This is a genomic window from Faecalibacterium sp. Marseille-Q4137 (genome assembly GCF_017377535.1).
GTDB classification, from domain to species: domain Bacteria; phylum Bacillota; class Clostridia; order Oscillospirales; family Ruminococcaceae; genus Faecalibacterium; species Faecalibacterium duncaniae.
The window spans coordinates 1-22,581 of sequence record NZ_JAFREK010000045.1; the positions used below are offsets into that span (position 1 = coordinate 1).

The 22,581-nt window shown below is 61.3% G+C and carries 17 protein-coding genes; 2 read left to right on the top strand and 15 right to left on the bottom strand.

What is annotated here, in order from left to right; genetic code table 11:
• The 6 genes from J3353_RS13700 to J3353_RS13725 all read right to left on the bottom strand — a co-directional run.
• The coding region (locus J3353_RS13700; protein ID WP_207685072.1) for a transporter at positions 1-419 on the bottom strand (419 nt) is incomplete at its 3' end.
• Positions 420-532: 113 nt separating this feature from the next.
• Complete coding sequence (locus J3353_RS13705) at positions 533-1,525, bottom strand: PstS family phosphate ABC transporter substrate-binding protein (RefSeq protein WP_097773684.1); 993 nt, start codon at positions 1,523-1,525, stop codon at positions 533-535.
• 12 nt (positions 1,526-1,537) lie between these two features.
• Complete coding sequence (locus J3353_RS13710; RefSeq protein WP_097773685.1) at positions 1,538-3,166, bottom strand: DUF5046 domain-containing protein; 1,629 nt, start codon at positions 3,164-3,166, stop codon at positions 1,538-1,540.
• Positions 3,167-3,287: 121 nt separating this feature from the next.
• Positions 3,288-4,664, bottom strand: a complete 1,377-nt coding sequence (locus J3353_RS13715; protein WP_097773686.1) for an MATE family efflux transporter — start codon at positions 4,662-4,664, stop codon at positions 3,288-3,290.
• A 168-nt stretch (positions 4,665-4,832) separates the two neighbouring features.
• The gene (locus J3353_RS13720; RefSeq protein ID WP_097770260.1) at positions 4,833-5,708 is read right to left on the bottom strand and encodes a UTP--glucose-1-phosphate uridylyltransferase; all 876 of its coding nucleotides are present in this window, start codon (positions 5,706-5,708) and stop codon (positions 4,833-4,835) included.
• Between the two features lie 40 nt (positions 5,709-5,748).
• Positions 5,749-6,732 carry an RING finger protein gene (locus tag J3353_RS13725; RefSeq protein ID WP_156060817.1) on the bottom strand — a complete coding sequence of 328 codons (984 nt, stop codon included), beginning with the start codon at positions 6,730-6,732 and terminating at the stop codon, positions 5,749-5,751.
• 178 nt (positions 6,733-6,910) lie between these two features.
• On the opposite strand from J3353_RS13725, the gene prfB reads away from it, so the two are divergent.
• Positions 6,911-8,032 (top strand): peptide chain release factor 2, encoded by a 1,122-nt coding sequence (prfB, locus tag J3353_RS13730; protein ID WP_005930411.1) that lies wholly within the window; start codon positions 6,911-6,913, stop codon positions 8,030-8,032.
• A gap of 55 nt (positions 8,033-8,087) precedes the next feature.
• On the opposite strand, the gene J3353_RS13735 is transcribed toward prfB, so the two are convergent.
• Genes J3353_RS13735 through J3353_RS13745 form a run of 3 tightly spaced genes read right to left on the bottom strand, consistent with a single transcriptional unit; the run spans position 8,088 to position 15,162 of the window.
• The gene (locus J3353_RS13735) at positions 8,088-10,601 is read right to left on the bottom strand and encodes an excinuclease ABC subunit UvrA (RefSeq protein ID WP_207685073.1); all 2,514 of its coding nucleotides are present in this window, start codon (positions 10,599-10,601) and stop codon (positions 8,088-8,090) included.
• A gap of 59 nt (positions 10,602-10,660) precedes the next feature.
• Positions 10,661-13,699: a bifunctional diguanylate cyclase/phosphodiesterase gene (locus J3353_RS13740; protein WP_207685074.1), complete on the bottom strand. Its 3,039-nt coding sequence runs from the start codon at positions 13,697-13,699 to the stop codon at positions 10,661-10,663.
• A 38-nt stretch (positions 13,700-13,737) separates the two neighbouring features.
• A complete protein-coding gene (locus J3353_RS13745; RefSeq protein ID WP_207685075.1) occupies positions 13,738-15,162 on the bottom strand; it encodes an extracellular solute-binding protein in 1,425 nt (474 codons plus the stop codon).
• Between the two features lie 237 nt (positions 15,163-15,399).
• Between J3353_RS13745 and J3353_RS13750 the strand changes: the two genes are divergently transcribed.
• Positions 15,400-15,810, top strand: coding sequence for an SseB family protein (locus J3353_RS13750; protein ID WP_156070646.1), 411 nt, complete (start codon positions 15,400-15,402; stop codon positions 15,808-15,810).
• Positions 15,811-15,892: 82 nt separating this feature from the next.
• Here J3353_RS13750 and J3353_RS13755 read toward each other — a convergent pair whose 3' ends face one another.
• The 6 genes from J3353_RS13755 to J3353_RS13780 form a co-directional block, all read right to left on the bottom strand.
• Positions 15,893-17,818, bottom strand: a complete 1,926-nt coding sequence (locus J3353_RS13755) for a fructose-specific PTS transporter subunit EIIC (protein ID WP_207685076.1) — start codon at positions 17,816-17,818, stop codon at positions 15,893-15,895.
• Positions 17,819-18,000: 182 nt separating this feature from the next.
• Positions 18,001-18,906, bottom strand: coding sequence for a 1-phosphofructokinase (gene pfkB / locus J3353_RS13760; protein WP_207685077.1), 906 nt, complete (start codon positions 18,904-18,906; stop codon positions 18,001-18,003).
• Positions 18,903-19,667, bottom strand: coding sequence for a DeoR/GlpR family DNA-binding transcription regulator (locus J3353_RS13765; RefSeq protein ID WP_242700979.1), 765 nt, complete (start codon positions 19,665-19,667; stop codon positions 18,903-18,905). Before J3353_RS13765 ends, pfkB begins: the two co-directional genes overlap by 4 nt.
• A gap of 283 nt (positions 19,668-19,950) precedes the next feature.
• Positions 19,951-21,345, bottom strand: coding sequence for an NADPH-dependent glutamate synthase (gene gltA, locus J3353_RS13770; RefSeq protein WP_207685078.1), 1,395 nt, complete (start codon positions 21,343-21,345; stop codon positions 19,951-19,953).
• Between the two features lies 1 nt (position 21,346).
• Positions 21,347-22,192 (bottom strand): sulfide/dihydroorotate dehydrogenase-like FAD/NAD-binding protein, encoded by an 846-nt coding sequence (locus J3353_RS13775; RefSeq protein ID WP_035393563.1) that lies wholly within the window; start codon positions 22,190-22,192, stop codon positions 21,347-21,349.
• Between the two features lie 176 nt (positions 22,193-22,368).
• A partial coding sequence (locus J3353_RS13780) for a hypothetical protein (RefSeq protein WP_207685079.1) occupies positions 22,369-22,581 on the bottom strand: 213 nt, incomplete at its 5' end.

Genomic DNA, 22,581 nt, shown 5'->3' on the forward strand with positions numbered 1-22,581 from the left:
CCAAAGGCCGGCACAAAGAAGAACTTGCGCACGACAAAGATCAACGCAATGGCACCCACGCTGATGAGGTTGTCCAGAGCCGATTCGTGGCCGACCACCATGTGGCGGGCAATGGCGTAGAGCAGCACTTCCAGGCTGCTGCCGGGGCTGTGCTTGGCCAGCATCTTGATGAACTCCACGCCGATGACAATGTCCAGCGCCCGCTCAAGGAAGCCGCGGATCTCTACATCGTTGCCATCAAACAGCAGGCCCGGCATCCATTTGAGCAGGGGAATGAAGCTGAGCAGCAGGCCAATGAGCACCAGCCCGGACAGCACGATCTCCAGCAGGGTGGCGGCCTGAATGATGTAGCTGCGCAGCGCCTTGCGGCTGCGGCTCTCAACATGGGCGGAGTGCGGGGTGTCGGAAGGATGGGACATGGTGCAGCATCTCCTTTGTTCAAGATCGTGAAACGAAAAAAGCTGACAAACTTTTTTTCAGTTTAGCAAAGGATCTGAGCAAAGTCAATGAAATGTGTCGAATTTTCCGGGAATTACTGGACGGCCACATAGCCGGAGTGCTCAATGCAGGAACGGCCTGCATCGGTGGAGAGCCACTCGTAGATCCTGCGCTCCGGGCTGTCGGCAGCGGAATCCTGCAGGATGGCGGCATAGAATTCGTTGCATAGCGGGTAGCTCTGGTCGGCGATCGTCTCGTTGGAAGGGGTCACGCCATCCACGGCCAGCAGCCGCAGGCCGGGCTTGGAGTACATCTGGTCGATGTAGTAGTAGACCGAGAAACCGATGGCGTTGGCGGAGTTGTTATACTCTGCAATGCTGTCCACCAGCTCACCCATGGCGGTGGGGGCCAGCTCGGTGGGGGCCTCCATCAGCGGGCCGTCCTGGATCAATAGCTTCTGGAACAGGGTCTGGCTGCCGGAGTCCGCCCGCCGCTGGAAGGCAATGATCTCCTGATCCTTGCCGCCCACATCTTTCCAGTTGGTGATCGTTCCGGCGTAGATGTCCTTGAGCTGCTGCAGGGTCAGGCTCTGCACGGGGTTGTCCTCGTTGACGATGAACACCAGCGCGTCCCGGCCAATGGCCTTCTGCTCCAGCGGGTCACCGTCAGCCTTCAGCTCCTCCTTGACGGATTCCGGGGCCTCGTAGGCGATGATAAGCTTGACCGAATCGCCGTAATTGTTGCCGTACAGGCCCAGGTTGCGCCAGGCCTGGGCCGTGGTGTTGGTGGTCACGGCGCTCCGGGCGGTCTCCAGATCCAGCCCGGTGGTGTCGGCCATGATCTGCGCGATCAGTGGGATGCAGGCCGTGCTGCCATCCGTAATGGGGAATTCATCCACGCTCAGGATGGGCTGTGCGGGCATTTCACTGGCGGCAGAAGAGGCAGGGGCCTCAGAATCCGGCTGAGACGGTGCCGCCCCCGAATCAGAGGAGGCAGGCACGGTGTTGCAGGCGGAGAGCAGGGCGGCGGTGGATGCCAGACCCAGACCGGTCAGGAACGCGCGGCGGGAAATTTTGACAGTACGCATGGAAAAACCTCCTTAGAAGAAACCGTTGTCCATTTCATCGTTGCTGGAAGCGAAGATGCTCTCGGCGTAGAGCCACTGGCCGGTCAGGTCCATCCAGCCGCTCTCAAAGCCCTTGACGGCAGCGAACACGCCCTCGGGCAGGCCATTGACGCTGTTGGCGTAGTACCCGGCACAAGTGCGCAGACCGCTTACCACCACATTGCCGTCGCTGTCCAGAACATCGTAGAGCCAGCTGCTGCCGGGGCCGTTGTAGCAGCCGTAGAAGTAGATGCCGTCCTCAGTGGAGAGCAGGGGCGAGTAGTAGTTGTAGGTCTCATTCAGCTTGGCCGGGTCGAGGGTTTTGTGGATGCCGTCCGGCCCGCAGATGTGGATGGCCGTTGCGTCGTAGCTGTCATTGTCATCCTGCTCGATCCAGGCCCAGCCGTTCCCCTCGGGGGAAATATGGGTACGCACCTGATTTTCCACCGGGTCGATGGTGGTATCGGTCAGCAGAACACCGGTCTGCAGGTCGAACACCCGCACGGTGCCGTCTACGGCATAGATGGCCAACGTGGCATCATCCGTATTGGCATCGTAGAGATCCTTCTCCTCGCCGGTGAGCAGGTCGTGGAACAGATACCGCCCCGCCATTTCGGGGGTGGAGGCATCTGGCTCCGTGACTGCCGCGCCGGGCACATAATACCGGATGGGCTGGTCATACTCGCAGAGCACGGCGCTTTGCTCCGTGCTGACCAGATCCACCAGCTGGTATCTGTCGTTGTTGTACAGGCTGACCGTGCCTGCACCGGTGTACTGCTGGTAACCGGTCAGCTCCTCGCCGGTGGTGGGGTTGTACAGGCTGTCGGCACCCGTCGTGCCATCCTCGTTGTAGTGGCTCACCACCAGCCAGTCGGTGGGGGCAGAGCTGTCGCTGCTGCTGGCGTAGAAGTTGGAAAGGGCAGACAGCTCTGCCTGATAGACCACCTCGCCCTGCCGATCCTGCACCTGCACGGCGCAGTAGAGGGGCAGATCATCGCCCCATTCGTTTTCCTGCACATAGTCTGCCGGGACATTGCAGACTTCAAAGGCCAGATAGCTGCCTGCTATGCTGCATCCGTAGGCGTTTTCTGGCACAGCCAGCTCCTCACCCGTGGCAAGGTCGATCACCCGGCAATCGCCTGCGGCGTGGTTGTTGTAGGGGGCATAGGCCATCTGTTCCGGTGCGGTCAGGACCAGCAGGCTGCCGGTCAGGACAGCATCGTAGGCACGGTCAAAGGTCAGGATCTCCTTGCCGCTGCGGTCACACAGGGCGGTTGCCCGCCCGGTGGGTGTGCCGGGGGCTGACCACTGCCGCAGATAGTACCGCACGGTGCCGGTCAGGGTATCCGGCACCAGATACACGGTCTCACTGCTGGCGGCCTGATACAACACGGTATTGCCGCAGAGCACGGTATTGCCGCCGTTGGAGCCGTTGCTGTACAGGATGCGCAGCTTGCCGTCGTCCAGTGAAGCGGCAGCGGGGCCGGGCGCTTCCTCAGCCTGGGCGGGCTTGGAATCGGGCAGGGGCGAGGCCGGAGGCAGCAGGGAGCAGGAGGCCAGCAGCCCTGCCGCGGCAGACAGGCTGAGCACTGCACAGCCGATGCGGAGAACAGAACGTTTCATAAGCGTACCTCACAGGTTTGGCAGAATTTAACTTTCCTATCCTGATTATAATACGAATAAACCGGACGTTCAATTGCAATCGAACGTCCGGTCATGGTTACAGTTTTGTTACAGGGGTCGCTCAGACCTCGGCAGCCTCGGCTTCGTCCATCCGCACCAGCTGACGCAGGAAGGGGAAGAGGAAGGGCACGGTGACAAAGAAGGTCAGCACATCGGCGATGGGCTGGCAGATCTCAACACCCAGCAGCCCAAAGGCCCGGGGCAGGGTGAGGATGAGCGGAATAAAGAACACGCCCTGACGGCAGCAGGCCAGAAAGGTGGCCCGGCCCGATTTGCCGATGGACTGGAACAGCATGTTGCCCGCCACGATCACGGGCTGCAGAAGCATGGCAAAGCACTGGTAGCGGAAGGCGGGCAGGGCCACGGCGGTGACTTCGGGATCATCACGGAAAAGGCGGATGAGGGTCTCGGCATTGAACCAGCAGGCGGTGAGAATGACAGAGAGAAAGCAGAAGCTGGTTGCCATGGTGAACAGGCAGGCCTGCTGCACCCGGCGGTACTTTTGGGCACCATAGTTGAAGCCTGCCACCGGCTGAAAACCCTGACCGGTGCCGATGGCCACCGAGATAATGAACATGAAGATGCGGGAAACGATGCTCATACCGGCCACGGCAGCGTCGCCATAGCCCCGGGCGGCGATGTTCAGCAGCATTCCGCCAATGCTGTTCAGGCCCTGACGGCCAAAGCTGGGCATACCGGTCATCAGGATGGTGCCGAACTCCGCCGGGCTGCGGGTGACTGCCGTGATCCGGAACTGGCTGACTGTTTTGCCCCGCAGGAACATGGACAGCAGGATGCAGAAGCTGATGGTCTGGCTCAGGGCCGTTGCAAGGCCCGCACCGGCGGTGCCCATGCCCAGCCCAAAGATGAACAACGGGTCCAGTGCGATGTTCAGCAGGCCGCCGGTGACCAGGCCGATCATGGCAAAGCTGGCCTTGCCCTCATAGCGCAGGATGTTGTTCATCACCAGACTGGACATCATAATAGGAGCGGCCAGCAGGATGTACCGCGCGTAGGCACAGGCATGGGGCAGGATGGTCTCGGTGCTGCCCAGCAGCATCATAAAATCGGGCAGGGTGAGCAGGCCCGCCACTGTGATGACACCGCCGAACACCAGCGCCGTGAAGAAGCTGGTGGAAGCAAACCGGGTGGCAGCATCGGTGTTCTGGCTGCCCAGGCTGCGGCTGATGATGCTGCCGGAGCCGTGGCCCAGCATAAAGCCCAGCGCCTGGAGAATGGCCATCAGGCTGGAAACGATGCCCACCGCGCCGGATGCGCTGGTGGAGATCTGGCCCACAAAAAAGGTATCGGCCAGATTATAGATGCTGGTGATGAGCATGCTCAATATCGTGGGAGCCGCCAGGCTCAGGATCAATTTCGGGATGGGGGTCTCCGTCATTTTGCGGAACTGCTCCGCGCTGCGGTCGGCATTTGCCATGAAAAAACCTCGCTTTCTCTTTGACACGATCTTTCAATAAAAACAATCCATTCCAGTATACCGCAGGATCTGTTTTATATCAACCAATTTCTTGCCGGGGTTATTGCAGCAAAAGACCGCCCTGCCCGGCGGCAGAGCGGTCTTGGGTCATGGAAAGGAAAATGACAGTTACAGGGTCTTGCAGAACTCCTTCAGGTAGGCGCGGAAAGCCTCGCCGATCTCAGGATGCTGCAATGCCAGCTCCACCTGAGCCTCCACCACGCGGAGCTTGTTGCCCATGTCGTAGTGGGTGCCGGTGAACTCCACGGCGGTCATGCCGCCACAGTTGCGGGCATACTCGGCCATGGCATCGGTCAGCTGGATCTCGCCGCCTGCACCGGGTTTGGTGTGGGCGAGGATATCGTAGATCTCAGGGGTCAGCAGCACACGGCCCAGAATGGAGTAATTGCTGAACTCCTGGCCCTTTTTGGGTTTCTCGATCATGTCATCCACAAAGAAATAGTTGTCGTGGATGGGGGTGGTCTTCAGGCTGCAGTAGCGGCTCACATCGGCCCAGGGTACAGCGGAGACACCCGCAGCCGGGCGGCCGAACTCCTCATAGGCGCGGATGAGCTGGGCGCAGACAGGATCCTCGCCCCAGATCACGTCGTCGCCGTAGATGACCACGAACGGATCGTCACCGGTAAAGGCCTTTGCCATGCTCACGGCGTGGCCCAGGCCCAGCGTCTGCTTCTGGCGCACAAAGAAGATGTTGGCAAGGTTCGAGATGCCCAGGCACTCCTCCAGCATTTTTTCCTTGCCGGGGGCGGCCAGCTTTTCTTCCAGCTCGGGGCTGCGGTCAAAGTGATCCTCAATGATGCTCTGGCTGCGGCCCAGAATGATCAGAATGTCCGTGATGCCGGACTTGACGGCTTCCTCCACCAGATACTGGATGGCGGGCTTATCCACGATGGGAAGCATCCCCTTGGGCATGGCCTTGGTGGCGGGCAGCACACGGGTGCCCAGACCAGCGGCAGGGATGACAGCCTTCGTAACTTTTTTCATGGTTCGGAACTCCTTCATCATATCATTTCAGGCTGAACGCTCAGCCGTAGACCAGATGGATCAGGGCATCCACATTGGGGCCAAGCAGCAGGGTGAACGCGCTGCCGATGACCATGAGCAGGACCAGACAGCCGAGCACGGCGGCCCAGCTGGTGCCGCCCTGCGCGCAGAGCACGGCTTTGCGCTGTGCCGCGTCCGGGAACTCCGCGCGGATGCGGCGGATCTTCTCGGCGGCACTCTGGCGGTAGAGCCACTTGCCATACAGGCCGCGCACGATCATCAGCAGAAAGCTGAGCACCGAGCAGACCCGGGAAAGGGTGAGCAGGGTGGAGGTGGAAAGCCCTGGGGCTAAGCTGCTGTCCGTGATCTGCAAAAGGTCAATGAAGGTGGGCAGGGCCAGCACCAGCTCGGCGGCCAGAAAGGCGAACGCGGGCTTCCACGCCTTGCGGTAGAAGAAATAGAACGGGCCGAACAGCATGGCCGAAAAGCTCATGGAGGTCTTGGTGTGGGACAGCTGCATCCGGCAGTAGGCGCTCAGGTAGGCAGGGGAAGCCGGGCCGATGAAATCTGCCCAGTCCTTGCAGGGGATGCCGTCCATGACCTCTTCCTTGCCAAAAGCCGCCTGATAGGTCTGGCGCAGCGGGTCTACCTGCGGTGCTCCGGTCTCCTGGAACTGGCGGTAAAAGGTGGAGTAATCAAACTCCTCGCTGTGCTCATCCGAATCGGCACGGTCGGCGGGCTCCTGTGCCCCCTCCGGGGGCAAGGCCGCACCGCAGCAGCGGCAGACAGACTCACTGCGCAGGGTGCGCTCGCCGCAGGCAGGGCAGGTGCACAGCTCACTTTCCTGATAAGGGAACTTCCACTCGTATCCGGCGGCGTGGGCCGGGGCATGGATGCAGCGGCCGAGCTTTTCGTAACAATCGCGGTGATAAGGCGCGCCGCAGTCGGGGCAGACAACGATGTCGTCCTGCAGTGTCAGCGGCTTGCCGCAGCCCTCACAGGGGCAGCCATAATATTTGGGCATAAGATCCTCCCGGTATGCTAGTTGAACTTATTATACTCCCTTAAAAGAGAAAAGAAAAGGCAAAAATCTTCAAAATTCCAGTAGGTTGAGTATTTTTCCTCTTTACTTTATCATGGATTCTGGGTATACTAATGAAGTATCTGTGTATAAACTGTATCTTTTGAGGGATTCTTAAAATATGATTACTACTGACGAACTGAAAGTGCAGCTGGCCGATTACGGCACCGCTGTGAAGGACCTGGAGGAAGCGCTGGCCATCGACGCTTCCCGCAAGCGCGTGCAGGAGCTGGAGCACACCATGAGCCGCCCCGGCTTCTACGATGACGCTGAGCTGAGCAAGAAGGTCTTTGATGAAGTGGGCGACCTGAAGGGCAAGCTGAACCGCTTTGAAAAGCTGCAGGGCCTGTACGATGATGCCGAGACCATGCTGGTGATGCTGGACGAGGAGTACGACCCCGATATGGTGCCCGAGGCAGAGGAAGCCGTGAACGCTGTGGGCAAGGCCGTGGACGAGCTGCAGCTGATGACCATGCTGAATGGTGAGTACGACCACAGCAATGCCATCCTGACCTTCCACGCCGGTACCGGCGGCACCGAGGCACAGGACTGGGCCGAGATGCTCTACCGCATGTACAACAAGTGGGCACAGGCACACGGCATGACCGTGGAGGTGCTGGATTATCAGGACGGCGATGAGGCCGGCATGAAGAGCGCTTCCATGATGGTCAAGGGTGCCAACGCCTACGGCCTGCTGAAAAGCGAGAACGGTGTGCACCGTCTGGTCCGCGTGTCTCCTTTTGATGCCAACGCCCGCCGCCAGACCAGCTTTGCCTCTCTGGAAGTGATGCCTGAGCTGGACAACACCATTCAGGTGGACATCCGCCCCGAGGATATCGAGATGCAGGTGTTCCGCTCCTCCGGTGCCGGCGGCCAGCACATCAACAAGACCTCTTCCGCTGTCCGTCTGATCCACAAGCCCACCGGCGTCGTGGTCAGCTGCCAGACCCAGCGCAGCCAGTTCCAGAACCGTGACTACGCCATGGAAATGCTGAAGGCAAAGCTGTATCAGATCGCAAAGCAGCAGCATATGGACAAGATCGACGACATCAAGGGCGTGCAGAATGAGATCGCCTGGGGCCACCAGATCCGCAGCTATGTGTTCATGCCCTACACCATGGTCAAGGATCACCGCACCAACTACGAGACCGGCAATGTCGATGCCGTGATGGATGGTGATCTGGACGGCTTTATCTTTGCTTACCTCAAGGCCGCCAGCCGCGGGGAGCTGCAGGATACCTAAAATTTATCATAAAATGTCAGAGGGACCTCGCCGTTGGGCGGGGTCCCTTTTTTGGTTACAGGTGCAGATATTTTCCGGTGATGCTGGCGGGATCGGCGGCCACCTGCTCCGGTGTGCCGCAGGCCACGATGCGTCCGCCGCTCTCACCGCCGCCGGGGCCAAGGTCCACGAGATAGTCGGCGTTGCGGATCACATCCAGATCGTGCTCAATGACCACCACAGTGGCCCCGCTGTCAATGAGACGCTGGAACACGCCTAGCAGAGTGCGCACATCCAGCGGGTGCAGGCCGATGGTGGGTTCGTCGAATACAAACACGGTGTCGGCCTGCCCTTTGCCCATCTCGCTGGCGAGCTTGAGCCGCTGGGCCTCCCCGCCCGAAAGGCTGGGCGTGGCCTCGCCCAGAGTCAGGTAGCCCAGCCCCAGGCTGGAAAGGGTCTGCAGCCGGCTGGCCACCAGCTTGAGGTCGGCACAGGCGGCAAGGGCTTCGTCCACGCTCATCTCCATCAGGCGGGGCAGGCTCTCGGCCTGGGTGCCGTCCTTCCGGGTGCGGTAGAGGGCAGCGGCATCCTTCTGGTAGCGGGAGCCGCCGCAGTCCGGGCAGGTGATCTCCACATCCGGCAGGAACTGGATGTCCAGGCTGATGGTGCCGGTGCCGTCGCAGCCGGGGCAGCGCAGGCGGCCCGTGTTGTAGGAAAAATCGCCCGCCTTGCAGCCCTTCTCCCTGGCAAGGGGGGAGCGGGCGTAGATCTTGCGCAGTTCATCGTGGACATTGGCATAGGTGGCCACCGTGGACCGCACATTGATGCCGATGGGCGTTGCGTCAATGAGCTTGACCTGCGCAATGCCCGGTGCAGTGATGCTTTCCACATGGGCAGGCAGAGCTTCGCCCTTGGCGGCGGCCTCCAGCGCGGGGATCAGGCTTTCCAGCACCAGCGTGGTCTTGCCGGAACCGGACACGCCGGTCACCGCGATGAGCCGCCCCTTGGGCAGCCGGACTTCCAATGGCTTGACGGTGTGGATGGCCCGGGTGCGCAGAGTGATGGTGCCCAGCGCAAAGAGCTCCGCCTCCGGGGTGCGGGTGCGGGCTGAGAGAGTGTGCAGGTCGGCAAGGAAGGGCCCGATGCGGGAGGCTGGGCTTTGGGCCACCTGCTCCACAGTGCCCTGCGTCAGGATGGTGCCGCCGTTTTCACCGGCACCGGGGCCCATCTCAATGAGCCAGTCGGCATCCCGCAGGATCTCGGTGTCGTGATCCACCAGCACGATGGAGTTGCCGTCCGCGATCAGGTCGTGCATCACGCCCCGCAGGCCCTCGATGTTGGAGGGGTGCAGGCCGATGGAGGGCTCGTCCAGCACATAGAGCACGCCGGTGGTGCGGTTGCGCACCGAGCGGGCCAGCTGCACCCGCTGGCGCTCCCCTGTGGAAAGGGTGGCAGCCTCCCGGTCAAGGGAGAGGTAGCCCAGCCCCAGATCCAGCAGGCGGGCGGCGGTGGCCTGAAAGGACTCGCAGATGCTCTCAGCCATGGGACGCATCTCCACGGGCAGGGAGGCAGGCACCCCCTCCACCCACTGTACCAGCGTGTCCAGCGTCATGCGGCAGGCATCGGCCAGCCCGATGCCCCGCAGCCGGGGAGCCCGGGCCGCGGCGTTCAGGCGGGAGCCGCCGCAGGCGGGGCAGGGGCCCTGCTTCAGAAATCGCTCCACCCGCTTCATGCCCTTTTCATCCGTCACCTTGGCCAGGGCGTTCTCTACGGTATAAACGGCGTTGAAGTAGGTGAAATCCATTTCACCCGCCGCGCCGGTCTTGCTGTTCTGGTAGAGCAGGTGCACCTTTTGGGCGGGGCCGTGGAACACTATGTCGCGCTCTTCCGGGGTCAGCTCCCGGAAGGGGACGTTGGTGCGCACGCCCATTTTTTCGGCGATCTCCTTCATCAGTGACCACATCAGGGTCTGCCAGGGCAGTACTGCGCCCTCGTTGATGGAAAGGCTCTCGTCCGGCACCAGAGTGGATTCGTCCACCACCCGCACGATGCCGGTGCCCTCGCAGTCTGGGCAGGCTCCGGTGCTGTTAAAGGCGAACTGCTCCGCGCCCAGCACCGGCACCTGCGCGCCGCACCGGGGACAGTAGAGCGGGATCTCGGCCGCAATGTTCAGGCTGGGCGGCACCATGCAGCCGCAGGCGGGGCAGGGGTAGTGGGAGAGCCGGGAGAACATCAGACGCAGGCTGTTCAAAAGTTCGGTCATGGTACCAAAGGTGGAACGCATCCCGGGCACGCCGGGCCGCTGGTGGAGAGCCAGTGCGGCGGGAACATAGCGGATCTCGTCCACCTGCGCCTTTTCGGCCTGGGTCATCCGGCGGCGGGTGTAGGTGGAAAGGGCCTCCAGATAGCGGCGGGAGCCCTCGGCGTAGAGGACACCCAGCGCCAGCGAGGACTTGCCGGAGCCGGACACGCCCGCAATGCCGACGATCTTGTGGAGCGGCACATCTACGTCGATGTTCTTCAGGTTGTGCACCCGCGCGCCCCGCACCCGGATGGCGGCGGGGAGAGCGGAACTGGATTCGTGGTTCATCGTGTCTCCTTTCTCTGAATGGGGTCACAAAAGGCTCCCCCACAGGGGAGCCGGAAAGATCATAAACCGAGGGGATCAAACCGCTGGTGTTCGAGCTGGTCGATCACCGCCTGCGCTGCCGGTGCAATGGGGGCGGGCACTGCGGCGGGGCGGCTGAGGTAGTAGCCCTGCAGCAGGTCCACGCCCAGACCGATGACGGTGCGCAGCTGGGCCTCGGTCTCAATGCCCTCGGCGATGAGCTGCATACTGCGGGCGTGGGCGTAAGCCACAATGTTGGAGACGATCTGCTGCTTATCACGGTCGGTGTCGATCCCGCGCACAATGGAAATGTCGATCTTGATATACCGGGGCGAGAGCTCCAGCAGGTTCAATTCGTTGCTGTAGCCGCTGCCGTAGTCATCCAGCGCAAAGGAGCCGGAGAAGCCCGGAACGTTCCGCTTCCGCTCCAGACATGCGCGGTCCAGATCCTCCTGTTCGGTGATCTCCACCACCAGCCGCTTGAGCAGCTCGGGGTAGCGCTGAGCATATTCCTCCACATCCTCAACCGTCAGGCTGACATTGGCGATGGAGTTGATGAAGAGCAGGGCATCGCTCTGGAACAGGCCCTGTGCCTGCATGCGCTGGAAGATCGCGCTGGAATGGAACACAGTGATCCGTTCGATCTCATACAGGCGGCCCGTCTCATGGGCCAGCTGCATGACCTGAGCGGGGGAGTGCAGGGTGGGCAGATCCACCCGCATGAGGGCCTCGTAGGCTGCAATCCGGCCGCTGCGGGCAGAGCAGATGGGCTGGAAGTGGTAGGTCACCAGCTCTTCCTGCAGCAGGCGCTCAAAGTCCTGCTGGGTCTGGGCGGCGTATGCCTCCTGATGGTAGCTGCCGATATCAAAATCACACATGCGGCCCTTGTGGGAATGCTTGACCTGATACATGGCAAAGTCGGCATATTTTTTCAGGGTGAGCAGGTCGTGGCCGTCCGTGGGGTACCAGGCAATGCCGCCCGAGATGCTGATGTGCAGCTGCTTGCCGTTGGGCAGGATGGACACGCTGCGCTGCAGGGCGGCACTCAGCAGCTCCAGCTGGGCGCGGAGCTGTGCCTGATCCTGGTAGCCATAGAAGAAGATCAGGAACTCATCGCCCGAAAGGCGGGAGCAGATGGTGTTGGCGGGCGTGTTGGCCGCAAAGCACTGGCCGGTCTGGCGGATGTATTGATCGCCCCAGTCGTGGCCGTAGGTGTCGTTGATCTGCTTGAGGTTGTCCAGATCCATCATCAGCAGGGCGGCACAGCCCAGCTTTTCGGGCTGCTGGAACAGCGCTTCACAGGCGCGGTCAAAGGCACGGCGGCGGTACAGGCCGGTCAGGGTATCGTAATCGCGCTCGTGCTCAATGCGCTGCTGCTCCAGCACCGTGGTGGTCATATCCTCAGCCAGACCCACCTCGGAGGCGCTTTCGCCCAGGATATGGGTGACACGCAGGGTGATGTAGTGGGTGCTGCCGTCGGGCTGGGGGATGGCAAAGACCTTGTTGTTGGCCGGGGACAGGCGGTAGAACCACCGCTGCTCCAGTGTGCCCATCAGGGCGCGGAAAGCCTTTGGCGTGAGCGGATCTGGCTGCTCCTGTGCAAGGCCCAGCATGGAGAAGAAGTTGTCGGTCACATAAACGCTGTCATCGCGCAGCTCATAGCCGCCCAGCTCCGCACTGGCCAATTTCATAATGCGCAAAAAGCGGGTGGAGGAGTCCAGCACGTCCTTGCTCAGCTGGGTAAAGGCAGAGGAAAACTGATCCAGCTCGGTAATGCCGGTGGCGGACAGATGCGGGATGGCGGAGGAATCCGCTTCGGCAGCGGCTACCTCAGCCGAGAGCTTGGCAACGGGCCGGGCCAGCCGCCTGCTGATCAGCCAGCTGCAAACAAAGCCAACGGCCAGCGTGATCAGAATGATGAAGGAGAGCAGCTGCTGCAGCCGCTGGGCGAAAGCAAAGAGCTGCACCGCGGGAACAGAGCCCACGAGAAGCCAGTGCTCGCCCGAGAAAGGAGCGTTCCGGCTGTAGAGGTTCAAGGGGGAGACCGAGGCAATGTAGAGGGCATCGCTGAAGAGGTAGCGGCGGGTCTGGGCACTGTGGAGGCGCAGCGTAAGGCTTTCGTCCGCAGAACCCGGCTGCCCGTCGCAGTGGGAACGGAGCACCGGACGCAGCTGCAGTTCAGAGGCAGAGAGCTCCTCCGTACCGGTCACGGCAAGGAAATAGGTGCCGTTGTTTTGCAGCTCAGAGCAGGGCAGATTCTCCCACAGGTAGTCGGCCAGCAGCTCTACGCCGATTACGCCGTAAACGGTGCCGTCCGGCAGGATCAGGGGCTGGCTGTAGGCAATGGCCTCGTGGGTGTCCCCGGGCACCAGATAGGATCGTGAGGTCCAGTGGCCATAATCGGAGGCGGCAAGGCTGGCTCCGTCTTTATAGGCGGCCTGGAAAGGGGGATAAAGGAAGCCACGGTTTCCCAGTGCCCGGTAGCGGATGGTGGGGGACCAGCTGTTGTCCGTGGCAATGGAGAGGGACTGCACCAGCTGGGCCGGTGCCCGCACGAAGGTCAGGTCGGCGTTGCGCTGGGAGGGAGCGGCATCCGGGTCAAGATCCCGCAGGTAGATGGCGGGCAGCCGGCTGTCCTGCTTCCGCTTGTCCAGATCATGGGTGTTCAGGATAAGAAATACGCCGGTCACCGACTTGATGCGCAGGGTGCTGATGAGCTCCGGCGCGGCGGCTTCCAGCAGGGGATAGGCCGCGTCGCTGCTGCTGTCCAGCGTGCTCAGGCTGATCTCTCCCTCGTCCAGAAGCTGCTGGGTCAGGCCATTGATGGTATCGGAAAGGCTGGTCAGCTCCTGCGCATCATGGAAGATGGACTGAAGATACCGGCTGCGGTTGTCCACCTGCATGGCAAGGATATCCTCGGCGTTCTGGTTCAGCTGGGGGCCAAGCCGGGTGGCGTGGGCGGCAAAGGTCAGCAGCAGGATCTCCACCGCCAGCACAGCCAGCAGGGAGAAAAGGATGGTGCCGAAGATAGAATGGCCCGTCTGAGGGGCCTTCTGTCTGTGCGGCTTGCGGTTCTGCATCTGAGGGTCTCTCCTTTTGTGGTTGTTCCAAGGGCATCTCAGCCCGCAAAGGCGCTGAGAGCGGCCAGAGTCTGGTCGTACCAGGCATCAAAATAGGCATCGGTCAGGAACTCGGCTTCGGCTTCCTCGGGGGTCTGCCCGGCAGCCAGCCGCTCCAGCACCGTGGCACGGTCGGCAGTGACACGGTCCTCCAGGGCGTACTGCAGGGTATTGCGGGCGCGCAGGGCATCCGGAAAGGCATGGGTGGTGTAGAGCTTGCCGCGATCGACGGTATCAATGGACAGGCTCAGCACCTTGTGGATGCGCTCAGAGACCGTCAGGCCGCTGTTCTCAAGGGCGGACATGCTGTTGGCGGCATAGGTCACGGGCATATAGCCGGACTGCACCGAGAACTGCAGGTTGTTTTCCGGCTGGGTGAACCATTTCAGGAAGGCAACGCAGGCGCTGATCTCGTCCTCGGTGCCCGGGATGACTACCATGCCGGCCCCCTGCTGGACGGCCACCGGCGCACAGCCTGCAAAGCTGGGGCAGGGCAGCGCGGCCATCTGGATGCCGTGGCTCTCGGTGTCGCTGGTCAGCACCTGGGTGGGGAAGAAGGAAGCGCTGGAGGAGGAACCGACATAGGCCAGCAGGCTGCCGGTCTTGATATCGTCGCTGCGGAACTTGCCGCTGGCACTGCACCAGCCCTTGATGTAGGGGACATAGTAGTTATCCCACAGCTTGCGGAGGGTCGGCTTGTCAAAGTGCAGGGTCATCACGCCGTTCTCGGCATCAAAGATGGTCGTACCCAGTTCCTGTGCGCCGCAGAGCAGGTAATTGGTCAGCGCGTCGCGGCCATACAGGGCCTTGCCGTCGTTGGGCGCAGCCGTCTGGGCATCGGTCCAGTCGTAGTATTTGTGTGCGGCCTCGTTCAGCCCCTCCACGGTGGAAAGATCCGCATAGGTCACGCCCGTGGCCTCGGCAAAGGGGGCAAAATCGGTGGCGTTCAGGTAGAGCAGCTCGGTGGATTTTGCTACGGGAAAGACCTTGAGCTCCCCATTGTTCATCAGGTCACCCTCTTCGAGAAACCCGGCGATATAGGCGGACTTCTCTTTTTCGGTCAGGTAGGGGCTCAGGTCAACGGCAAGGCCCATCTGATCCAGCGTAAAGGCGGTGTCCGCGTAGGAGGAGACGATGTTGGGCAGCTTCTCGGCACCCACCTTGCCCTCGGCGGCGGCCAGCACGCTGGTCTCCAGGTCGTTCACGCTGCCCTGACTGGAGCTTTCGACCCGGATGTTCTTCTCTTTGCCCACGGTGGAGTTGAACTGCTCCACCAGCTGGTTGAAGCATTCCAGCTGATCGCCATTGTAGTAGGTCCAGATCGTGATGGTGGTGGGCAGCTTGCTTCGGCCGCAGGCAGTGCCGCCCAGCGCCACGGCGGCGCACAGCAGCAGACTGACGGCAGAACGAAGGATTCGTTTCATTACATTATCTCTCCCATTCCGACAAAACGGCTCACGGAAAAGCGGCGCGTCCTGTCGTTTCTGAAATGATACCAGACGAAGACATTGTAACACTTTTTCGGGGCGGGGGCTACTGATTTTTGAAAAAACACCCGAAAGCAGACGAAAAAAGAAAGAATCTCTGGCCTGCGCTTCCATTTTTCGTAAAGTCCGGATATAATACAAGCATAAAATACAACAAAAAGAATGGGAGAGCTTATGGCGCAGAAGAAGGACGAGGGCCTGAACGGCAACGAGAAGATCGAACAGGCGGTTTACCAGTTACAGCAGGAGCCTACACAGGAGCAGCTGGCGCATACCCTGACCGTGATCCGGCGGCGGATGCGGGAAAACGGACAGGTCGTGGTGGCGGTGGAGCCGAACCCGGCCAGTGAGCAGATGCAGCTGCGGGCCCTCCGCACGGCCGATGGGGCCAGCTGGTGGTATGCCTTTACCAGCTTTGAAGAGGAGATGAAGGGGGCGGAAGCGGTGCAATCCACCTTTCTGGTGGAGCTTGAAAAGCTGTTGGATGCCGCACTGCAGGTGCCAGAGATCCAGGGCATCATCCTGAACCCCTGGAACCGCACCATCCAGCTGGACAAGACCCTGCTCCGGATCATCAAGGGATAAGCACAAAAGGGCCCGTCTGCCGCATTTTGGTGCGCGCAGACGGGCCCTTTTTATATGGTAAAGGAAGAAGGAGAATGGCAGATCAGGCCGCGTCGGTGCGGTCCTTCTTGAGCAGGCTCAGGATCACGGCACCCACCACGCTGCCAGCGGCCAGAGCCACGCAGTAGAGCAGGGCATGATCGACCACGGGGAACACGAAGATGCCGCCGTGGGGAGCGCGCAGGGCGCAGCCGAAGGTCATGGAAAGGGCACCGGCCAGCGCGGCACCGGCCACACAGCTGGGCAGGACGCGCAGCGGGTCGGCGGCGGCGTAGGGGATGGCACCCTCGGTGACGAAGCACAGGCCCATGACGTAGTTCACGATGCCGTTGCGGCGCTCGTCAGGAGTCCACTTCTTGGGGCAGAAGGTGGTGGAGAGGGCGATTGCGATGGGAGGAACCATGCCGCCCACCATGACAGCAGCCATGACCTCGTAGTTGCCGGAGGCCAGCGCGGCAGTGCCAAAGACGTAGGCAGCCTTGTTGAAGGGGCCGCCCATGTCAATGCTCATCATACCGGCAACGATGGCACCCAGCAGGACCTTGGAAGTGCCGCCCATGGCGTTGAGGCAGTTGGTCATGGCGGTGTTGATCATGCCCATGACCGGGGTGATGCCGCACATCACGGCACCGATGATGAGGATGCCGCCCAGCGGGTAGATCAGCATGGGGCGGATGCCGTTCAGGCTGGCGGGGAGTTTTTCGGTGATCTTTTTCAGGAACTCGACCACATAACCGGCCACGAAACCGGCCAGCAGAGCGGCCAGAAAACCGCCGGAAATGCCGGTGGTCTCACCGTTGGCAAGGCCTGCAAAGTTGGTGCCGTTCATGGCCAGCACGCCGCCCGCAAAGCCCACGGCCAGGCCGGGACGGTCGGCGATGGACATGGCGATGAAGCCTGCCAGAATGGGAAGCATATAGCCAAAGGCGGCGCTGCCCACCGTCTTGAAGAAGGCGGCGATGGGGGTGTTCATGCCAAAGTTGGAGGGGTCGATGGTGTAATCGTCCAGCAGGAAGGCCAGCGCGATCATAATGCCGCCGCCCACCACAAAGGGCAGCATGTGAGACACGCCGTTCATCAGGTCCTTGTACACCTTGCGGCCAAAGCTGTCGCCGGAGGTCTCCTCCTCGGCAGCGGAAGCACCGCCCTTGGCGTGGTAAACAGGAACTTCACCGTGGGCTACCTTTTTCAGCAGCTCCTCGGGCTTGTGGATGCCGTCATCCACCCGGGCAAACAGCACGGGCTTGCCGTCAAAGCGGGCGGTCTCCACATTCTTGTCTGCTGCCACAATGATACCGTCACAGGCTGCGATCTCGGCGCGGGTCAGCACGTTCTTGGCACCATCGGAGCCGTTGGTCTCCACCTTGGTGGGCAGGCCCAGCTTGTCACCGGCCTTGGCCAGCGCCTCGGCGGCCATGTAGGTGTGGGCAATGCCGTTGGGGCAGGCGGTCACGGCCAGAATGCGGTAGCCGCTCTGGGGGATGGCCTGCTGGGTGAAGCTCTCATCACCGAACTGGGCCTCCTCCTGCGCGTCGATGAGGGCAAGGAATTCGGCGGGGGTCCTGGCGGCCTTCAGCTTTTCCACAAAGTCCTCGTTCATCAGCATCTGCATCATGCGGGCCAGCATATCCACATGCAGGCTGCCGTTTTCGGGGGCCGCAATGGCAAAGAGCAGGTCGGTCTTGCCGTCATCCTCGGCGTTGTACTGCACCGGGGTGCTCAGACGCAGGGCGGCCAGGCTGGGCCGGGTGACCACATTCGTCTTGGCGTGGGGAACGGTGATGCCGTTGTCCACATAAGTGGAAGCCTCATCCTCCCGGGTGTAGAGCGCCTTCTTGTAGGCTTCTGTGTCGGTGATGTTGCCGTGGGTGGCCTGCAGCTCTACCAGCCGGGAGAGGATCTCGTCCCGGTTGGAGGCCGCGGAATCCAGCTCGATGGACTTTGCGGTGAATAATTCCGTAATGCGCATAAGGGTTTTCCTTTCTCTCTATCTGCAGCCCTCTCAGTCAAAGCCTGATGGCTTTGCCAGCTCCCCCAAAGGGGGAGCCAACGCATCTCCAAGGTCAGCAGAAGCTGAATCTGGGAGAGCAATTGCCTCTCCCTTTGGGAGAGGTGGCATTGCGTCAGCAATGACGGAGAGGGTGAGCTGCCTTAAATTTGACCAAGCAATTCTTCGATCTTTTCTTTCGTTGCCAGCCCAAGGCTGAACGCGGTGGCACTGCCGCAGGCGGTGCCCAGCCTGAGGGCCTGCTCATAGCTGCCGCTTTGCAGATAACCTGCCACAAAACCGGCCACCATGCTGTCGCCTGCGCCCACGCTGTTCACGACCTTGCCCTTGGGGCAGCCGATGCGGTGCACCTCGCCGTGCTCATCCACCAGCAGAGCGCCGTTCCCGGCCATGCTCACCAGTACGTTCCGGGCACCCTTTTCCTGCAGGGCGCGGGCGGCGGCGGTGATCTCTTCGTCCGTTTTCAGCTCCCGGCCCACGATCTCGCCCAGCTCGTGATTGTTGGGTTTGATCAGGAAGGGGTGATAGGGGAGGACGTTGACCAGCAGATCCTGGGTGGCATCCACCACGGCCCGCACGCCGTGGCCCTCCAGCCCTGCCAGCAGCCGCTCGTAGGTGCTCTGGGAAAGGCTCTTGGGGATGCTGCCTGCCAGAATGAGGATATCATCAGGCTGCAGGGTGTCCAGCTGGGCTTCCAGCTGCTGCATGGCGCTTTCCGGGATGCTGGGGCCTGCGCCGTTCAGCTCAGTCTCGGTGCCTGCCTTGATCTTGACGTTGATGCGGGTCATGCCCTCGGCCAGATGGATGAAATCGGTCCGGAGCCCCTGCGCGGCCAGACCACGCTCCAGCCAGGCACCGGTCTCACCGGCCACAAAGCCCAGAGCCACGCTCTCACAGCCCAGCTCCCGGAGCACGCCGGAAACATTGATGCCTTTGCCGCCCAGCACGCAGTCCTCCCCGGCGGCGCGATTCACCTCGCCCACCTCAAGGGGCCTGTCGAGACGGACCACATAATCAATGGCAGGATTGAATGTAACAGTGTAGATCATACCTCGGTCTCCTTTATCAGAGTGTATTGCCGGTATTTGGGGTTGGGGCACCGGTTCGTCAGGATGGCACCGCTGTGCAGATCACAGATGACGGCGGGGTAGACCTGCGCGAATTTGGTGTCGTCCACCAGGAACCACGTCTCCCGCGCCCGGTGGAGAGCCGCAGCTTTGACGGCGGCCTCCTCAGGGTCTGGGGTGGTAAAGCCGGAATCCAGCGCCACGCCGTTGGCCCCCATGAAGGCTTTGGTGAAATTGTACTGCTGGATGGCAGTCAGTGCAGCCGCCCCGATGATGGCCTCGGTCTGGGGCCGCAGCAGCCCGCCGGGCAGGAACACCCGGCAGCCTTTCTGGGCCAGAAGGCGGGCGTGGGCCACGCCGTTGGTCACATAGCTGGCGTTCAGGGCCGGGCCGCTCAGCGCCCGTGCCAGAGCCAGCGTGCTGGAGCCTGCATCCAGATAGATGAAATCTTCCGGCAGGATCAGTTCTGCTGCCGCCTGGGCGATGCTCTGCTTCTGACTGACGGCCAGCTCTTCCTTGGCGGCCATGGTGGGCTCGTCGGTGCGGAAGGGGCTGTCCGGCAGGGTGGCCCCGCCGTGCACCTTGTTCAGTTTGCCCAGCTTGTCCAACTCGTTCAGGTCGCGCCGGATGGTGGATTCGCTTGCGTTCAACGCCTCGCACAGCTCCTGCACGGTGGCGGTGCGCTGCCGCGCCAGCAGATCCAAAATCAGGCTGAATCGTTCTTCTGCCAGCATCGGGAACATTCCCCCTTGTTCGATTTATCTGATTGATTTTGATTGACGTTGGCGGGTTCTGACCGCCTTGTACCCTTATTATAGCAAAATCTCAGTCAAAATCAATCAGATTCCGCCAAGTTTGAGTGACAAAATATTGCTCTGTTTTTTGGGCAGGATGCATAAGAAATGGGATACAACAACAAAAAAGCCGACACTCCACAATGGAATGTCGGCTGAATCTCTCACCGCTTCGGTCTGGCTGTGCCAGCGCCTTGCGGAGCTTCCCTAATAGGGGAGCCAGGGATCACGGTTACTTATTCTGGATGTACTCGTCCATGGCCTTGGCGGCTGCCTTACCGGCACCCATGGCCTTGATGACGGTGGCGGCACCGGTCACGGCATCGCCGCCGGCGTACACGCCCTCACGGCTGGTCTTGCCCTCGTCGCCCTCGGTGACGATGCAGCCGTGCTTGTTGGTCTCCAGGCCGGGAGTGGTGGAGCGGATCAGGGGGTTGGGGCTGGTGCCCAGGCTCATGATCACGGTATCCACATCCAGCTCAAACTCGCTGCCCTTCTTTTCAATGGGACGGCGGCGGCCGGAAGCATCGGGCTCGCCCAGCTCCATCTCAATGCAGGTGATGGACTTGACGAAGCCCTCGTCGTTGGCGTGGATCTCCACGGGGTTGCACAGGGTCTTGAAGATGATGCCCTCTTCCTCGGCGTGCTCGACCTCCTCCTTACGGGCAGGCAGCTCGGCCATGCCGCGGCGGTAGACGATGTACACAGTCTCGGCACCCAGACGCAGGGCGCTGCGGGCAGCATCCATGGCCACGTTGCCGCCGCCCACAACGGCCACCTTTTTGCCGGTGCGGATGGGGGTCTTGCTGGTGGGCAGGTAGGCCTTCATCAGGTTGGAGCGGGTCAGGAACTCGTTGGCGGAGTACACACCCTTCAGGCTCTCGCCGGGGATGCCCATAAAGCGGGGCAGACCGGCACCGGAGCCAACGAACACGGCCTCGTAGCCGTATTCGTCCATCAGCTCGTCGATGGTCAGCACCTTGCCGATGACCATGTTGCACTCAAAATCCACGCCCATCTTCTTCAGGCCGTCGATCTCCTGCTGCACGATGGCCTTGGGCAGACGGAACTCGGGGATGCCGTACATCAGCACGCCGCCGGCCACATGCAGGGCCTCGTAGACGGTGACCTTATAGCCCATCTTGGCCAGGTCGCCTGCGGCGGTCAGACCGGCAGGGCCAGCGCCGATGATGGCGACCTTGTGGCCGTTCCATGCGGGCACGATGGGGGCGGTGTGGACGTTTTCACGGTGCCAGTCGGCCACAAAGCGCTCCAGGCGGCCGATGCCCACGGGCTCGTTCTTGATGCCGCGGGTGCACTTGCCCTCGCACTGGCTCTCCTGGGGGCAGACACGGCCGCAGACGGCGGGCAGGGAAGAGGAGCGGGCAATGACCTGATAGGCGGCTTCAAAGTCGCCCTCGGCCACATGACCGATGAACTCGGGGATATCGATGCCCACGGGGCAGCCGGTCTGGCAGGGCTTATTCTTGCAGTGGATGCAGCGCTTTGCCTCGTTCACGGCCATCTCTTCGGTATAGCCCAGTGCAACTTCCTCAAAGTTCTTGTTGCGGACGTTGGGGTCCTGGGTGGGCATGGGGCACTTTTTGGGATCCATATTGAAAGCCATCTTACTTTGCCTCCTCAGTCTTGAACAGATTGCAGGCCTTCTCGCGGGCCTTTGCCTCAAAGGGGCGGTACATGGTGCCGCGGGCCATGGCTTCGTCGAAATCGACGAGGTCGCCGTCAAAGTCGGGGCCGTCCACGCAGGCAAACTTGGTCTCGCCGCCCACGGTCAGGCGGCAGCCGCCGCACATGCCGGTACCGTCGATCATAATGGGGTTCATGGAGACGATGCTCTTCAGCCCGTGCTTCTGGCAGGTCTTGACGACGAATTTCATCATAATCAGCGGGCCGATGGTGATGACCAGATCATACTGGTTGCCGGCGGCCACCAGCTCATCCAGAGCGGCAGTGACCACACCCTTGGTGCCGTAGCTGCCGTCATCGGTCATAATGCGCAGCTCGTCACTGCAGGCGTTGAACTCGTCCTCGAGGATGAGCAGATCCTTATTGCGGAAGCCGATGACGCTGTGGACGGTGCAGCCCTGGTCGTGCAGCTCCTTGGCAATGGGCAGGGCGATGGCGCAGCCCACGCCGCCGCCGACAACACAGACCTTTTTCAGGCCCTCGGTCTCGGTGGCGCGGCCCAAGGGGCCCACAAAGTCATGGACGCTGTCGCCTGCGTTCAGGCTGTTCAGCTCCATGGTGGTGCCGCCCACGATCTGGAAAATGATATCCACAGTACCCTTTTCACGGTCGTAACCGGCCACGGTCAGGGGGATGCGCTCGCTGTCCTCAAACGGGCGCACAATGATGAACTGGCCCGGCTTTGCCTTTTTGGCAATGAGCGGGGCTTCAATGACCATCTTTGTCACGGTGGGGTTCAGCGCGACCTTTTCAGTGATCTTGTACATTGCGGTTGCTCCTTTTTCTGGCAAAATCTCGGCACAAAAACACGTCTGCCCGCCCGCGCGGCACAGCAGACGTGTTTTTGTGCAACTTTTTGACAAGTTTATTATAACCTCTTTAAGAAGGGAACGCAACCGAATTTTCTTTGTGTCTGCCGCCGCAAAGCTGAAACATTTCGGTTTCATTCCGGTTTCGGCTTTGGTTTCGGAAAACAGGCGCAGGCAGGCGTGTTTTGCAAAAAGTCTGATTTTTTGGAAATTTGTTGTTGACAAAGCCTGCGTTTTACGCTATAATAGCCAACGTCGCCGGGAGCGAAACCCCGGCAGACCACATGAAATGTGCGGCCGTAGCTCATCTGGTAGAGCGCCACCTTGCCAAGGTGGAGGTAGCGAGT

Excerpts from the sequence above, each read along its gene's own strand:
- gltA (WP_207685078.1), bottom strand. The coding sequence starts at position 21,345 with ATGGCTTTCAATATGGATCCCAAAAAGTGCCCCATGCCCACCCAGGAC.
- J3353_RS13720 (WP_097770260.1), bottom strand. The coding sequence starts at position 5,708 with ATGAAAAAAGTTACGAAGGCTGTCATCCCTGCCGCTGGTCTGGGCACC.
- J3353_RS13710 (WP_097773685.1), bottom strand. The coding sequence starts at position 3,166 with ATGAAACGTTCTGTTCTCCGCATCGGCTGTGCAGTGCTCAGCCTGTCT.
- J3353_RS13755 (WP_207685076.1), bottom strand. The coding sequence starts at position 17,818 with ATGCGCATTACGGAATTATTCACCGCAAAGTCCATCGAGCTGGATTCC.
- J3353_RS13765 (WP_242700979.1), bottom strand. The coding sequence starts at position 19,667 with ATGTTCCCGATGCTGGCAGAAGAACGATTCAGCCTGATTTTGGATCTG.
- J3353_RS13740 (WP_207685074.1), bottom strand. The coding sequence starts at position 13,699 with ATGCAGAACCGCAAGCCGCACAGACAGAAGGCCCCTCAGACGGGCCAT.
- J3353_RS13705 (WP_097773684.1), bottom strand. The coding sequence starts at position 1,525 with ATGCGTACTGTCAAAATTTCCCGCCGCGCGTTCCTGACCGGTCTGGGT.
- pfkB (WP_207685077.1), bottom strand. The coding sequence starts at position 18,906 with ATGATCTACACTGTTACATTCAATCCTGCCATTGATTATGTGGTCCGT.
- J3353_RS13715 (WP_097773686.1), bottom strand. The coding sequence starts at position 4,664 with ATGGCAAATGCCGACCGCAGCGCGGAGCAGTTCCGCAAAATGACGGAG.
- J3353_RS13725 (WP_156060817.1), bottom strand. The coding sequence starts at position 6,732 with ATGCCCAAATATTATGGCTGCCCCTGTGAGGGCTGCGGCAAGCCGCTG.
- J3353_RS13775 (WP_035393563.1), bottom strand. The coding sequence starts at position 22,192 with ATGTACAAGATCACTGAAAAGGTCGCGCTGAACCCCACCGTGACAAAG.
- prfB (WP_005930411.1), top strand. The coding sequence starts at position 6,911 with ATGATTACTACTGACGAACTGAAAGTGCAGCTGGCCGATTACGGCACC.
- J3353_RS13745 (WP_207685075.1), bottom strand. The coding sequence starts at position 15,162 with ATGAAACGAATCCTTCGTTCTGCCGTCAGTCTGCTGCTGTGCGCCGCC.
- J3353_RS13750 (WP_156070646.1), top strand. The coding sequence starts at position 15,400 with ATGGCGCAGAAGAAGGACGAGGGCCTGAACGGCAACGAGAAGATCGAA.
- J3353_RS13735 (WP_207685073.1), bottom strand. The coding sequence starts at position 10,601 with ATGAACCACGAATCCAGTTCCGCTCTCCCCGCCGCCATCCGGGTGCGG.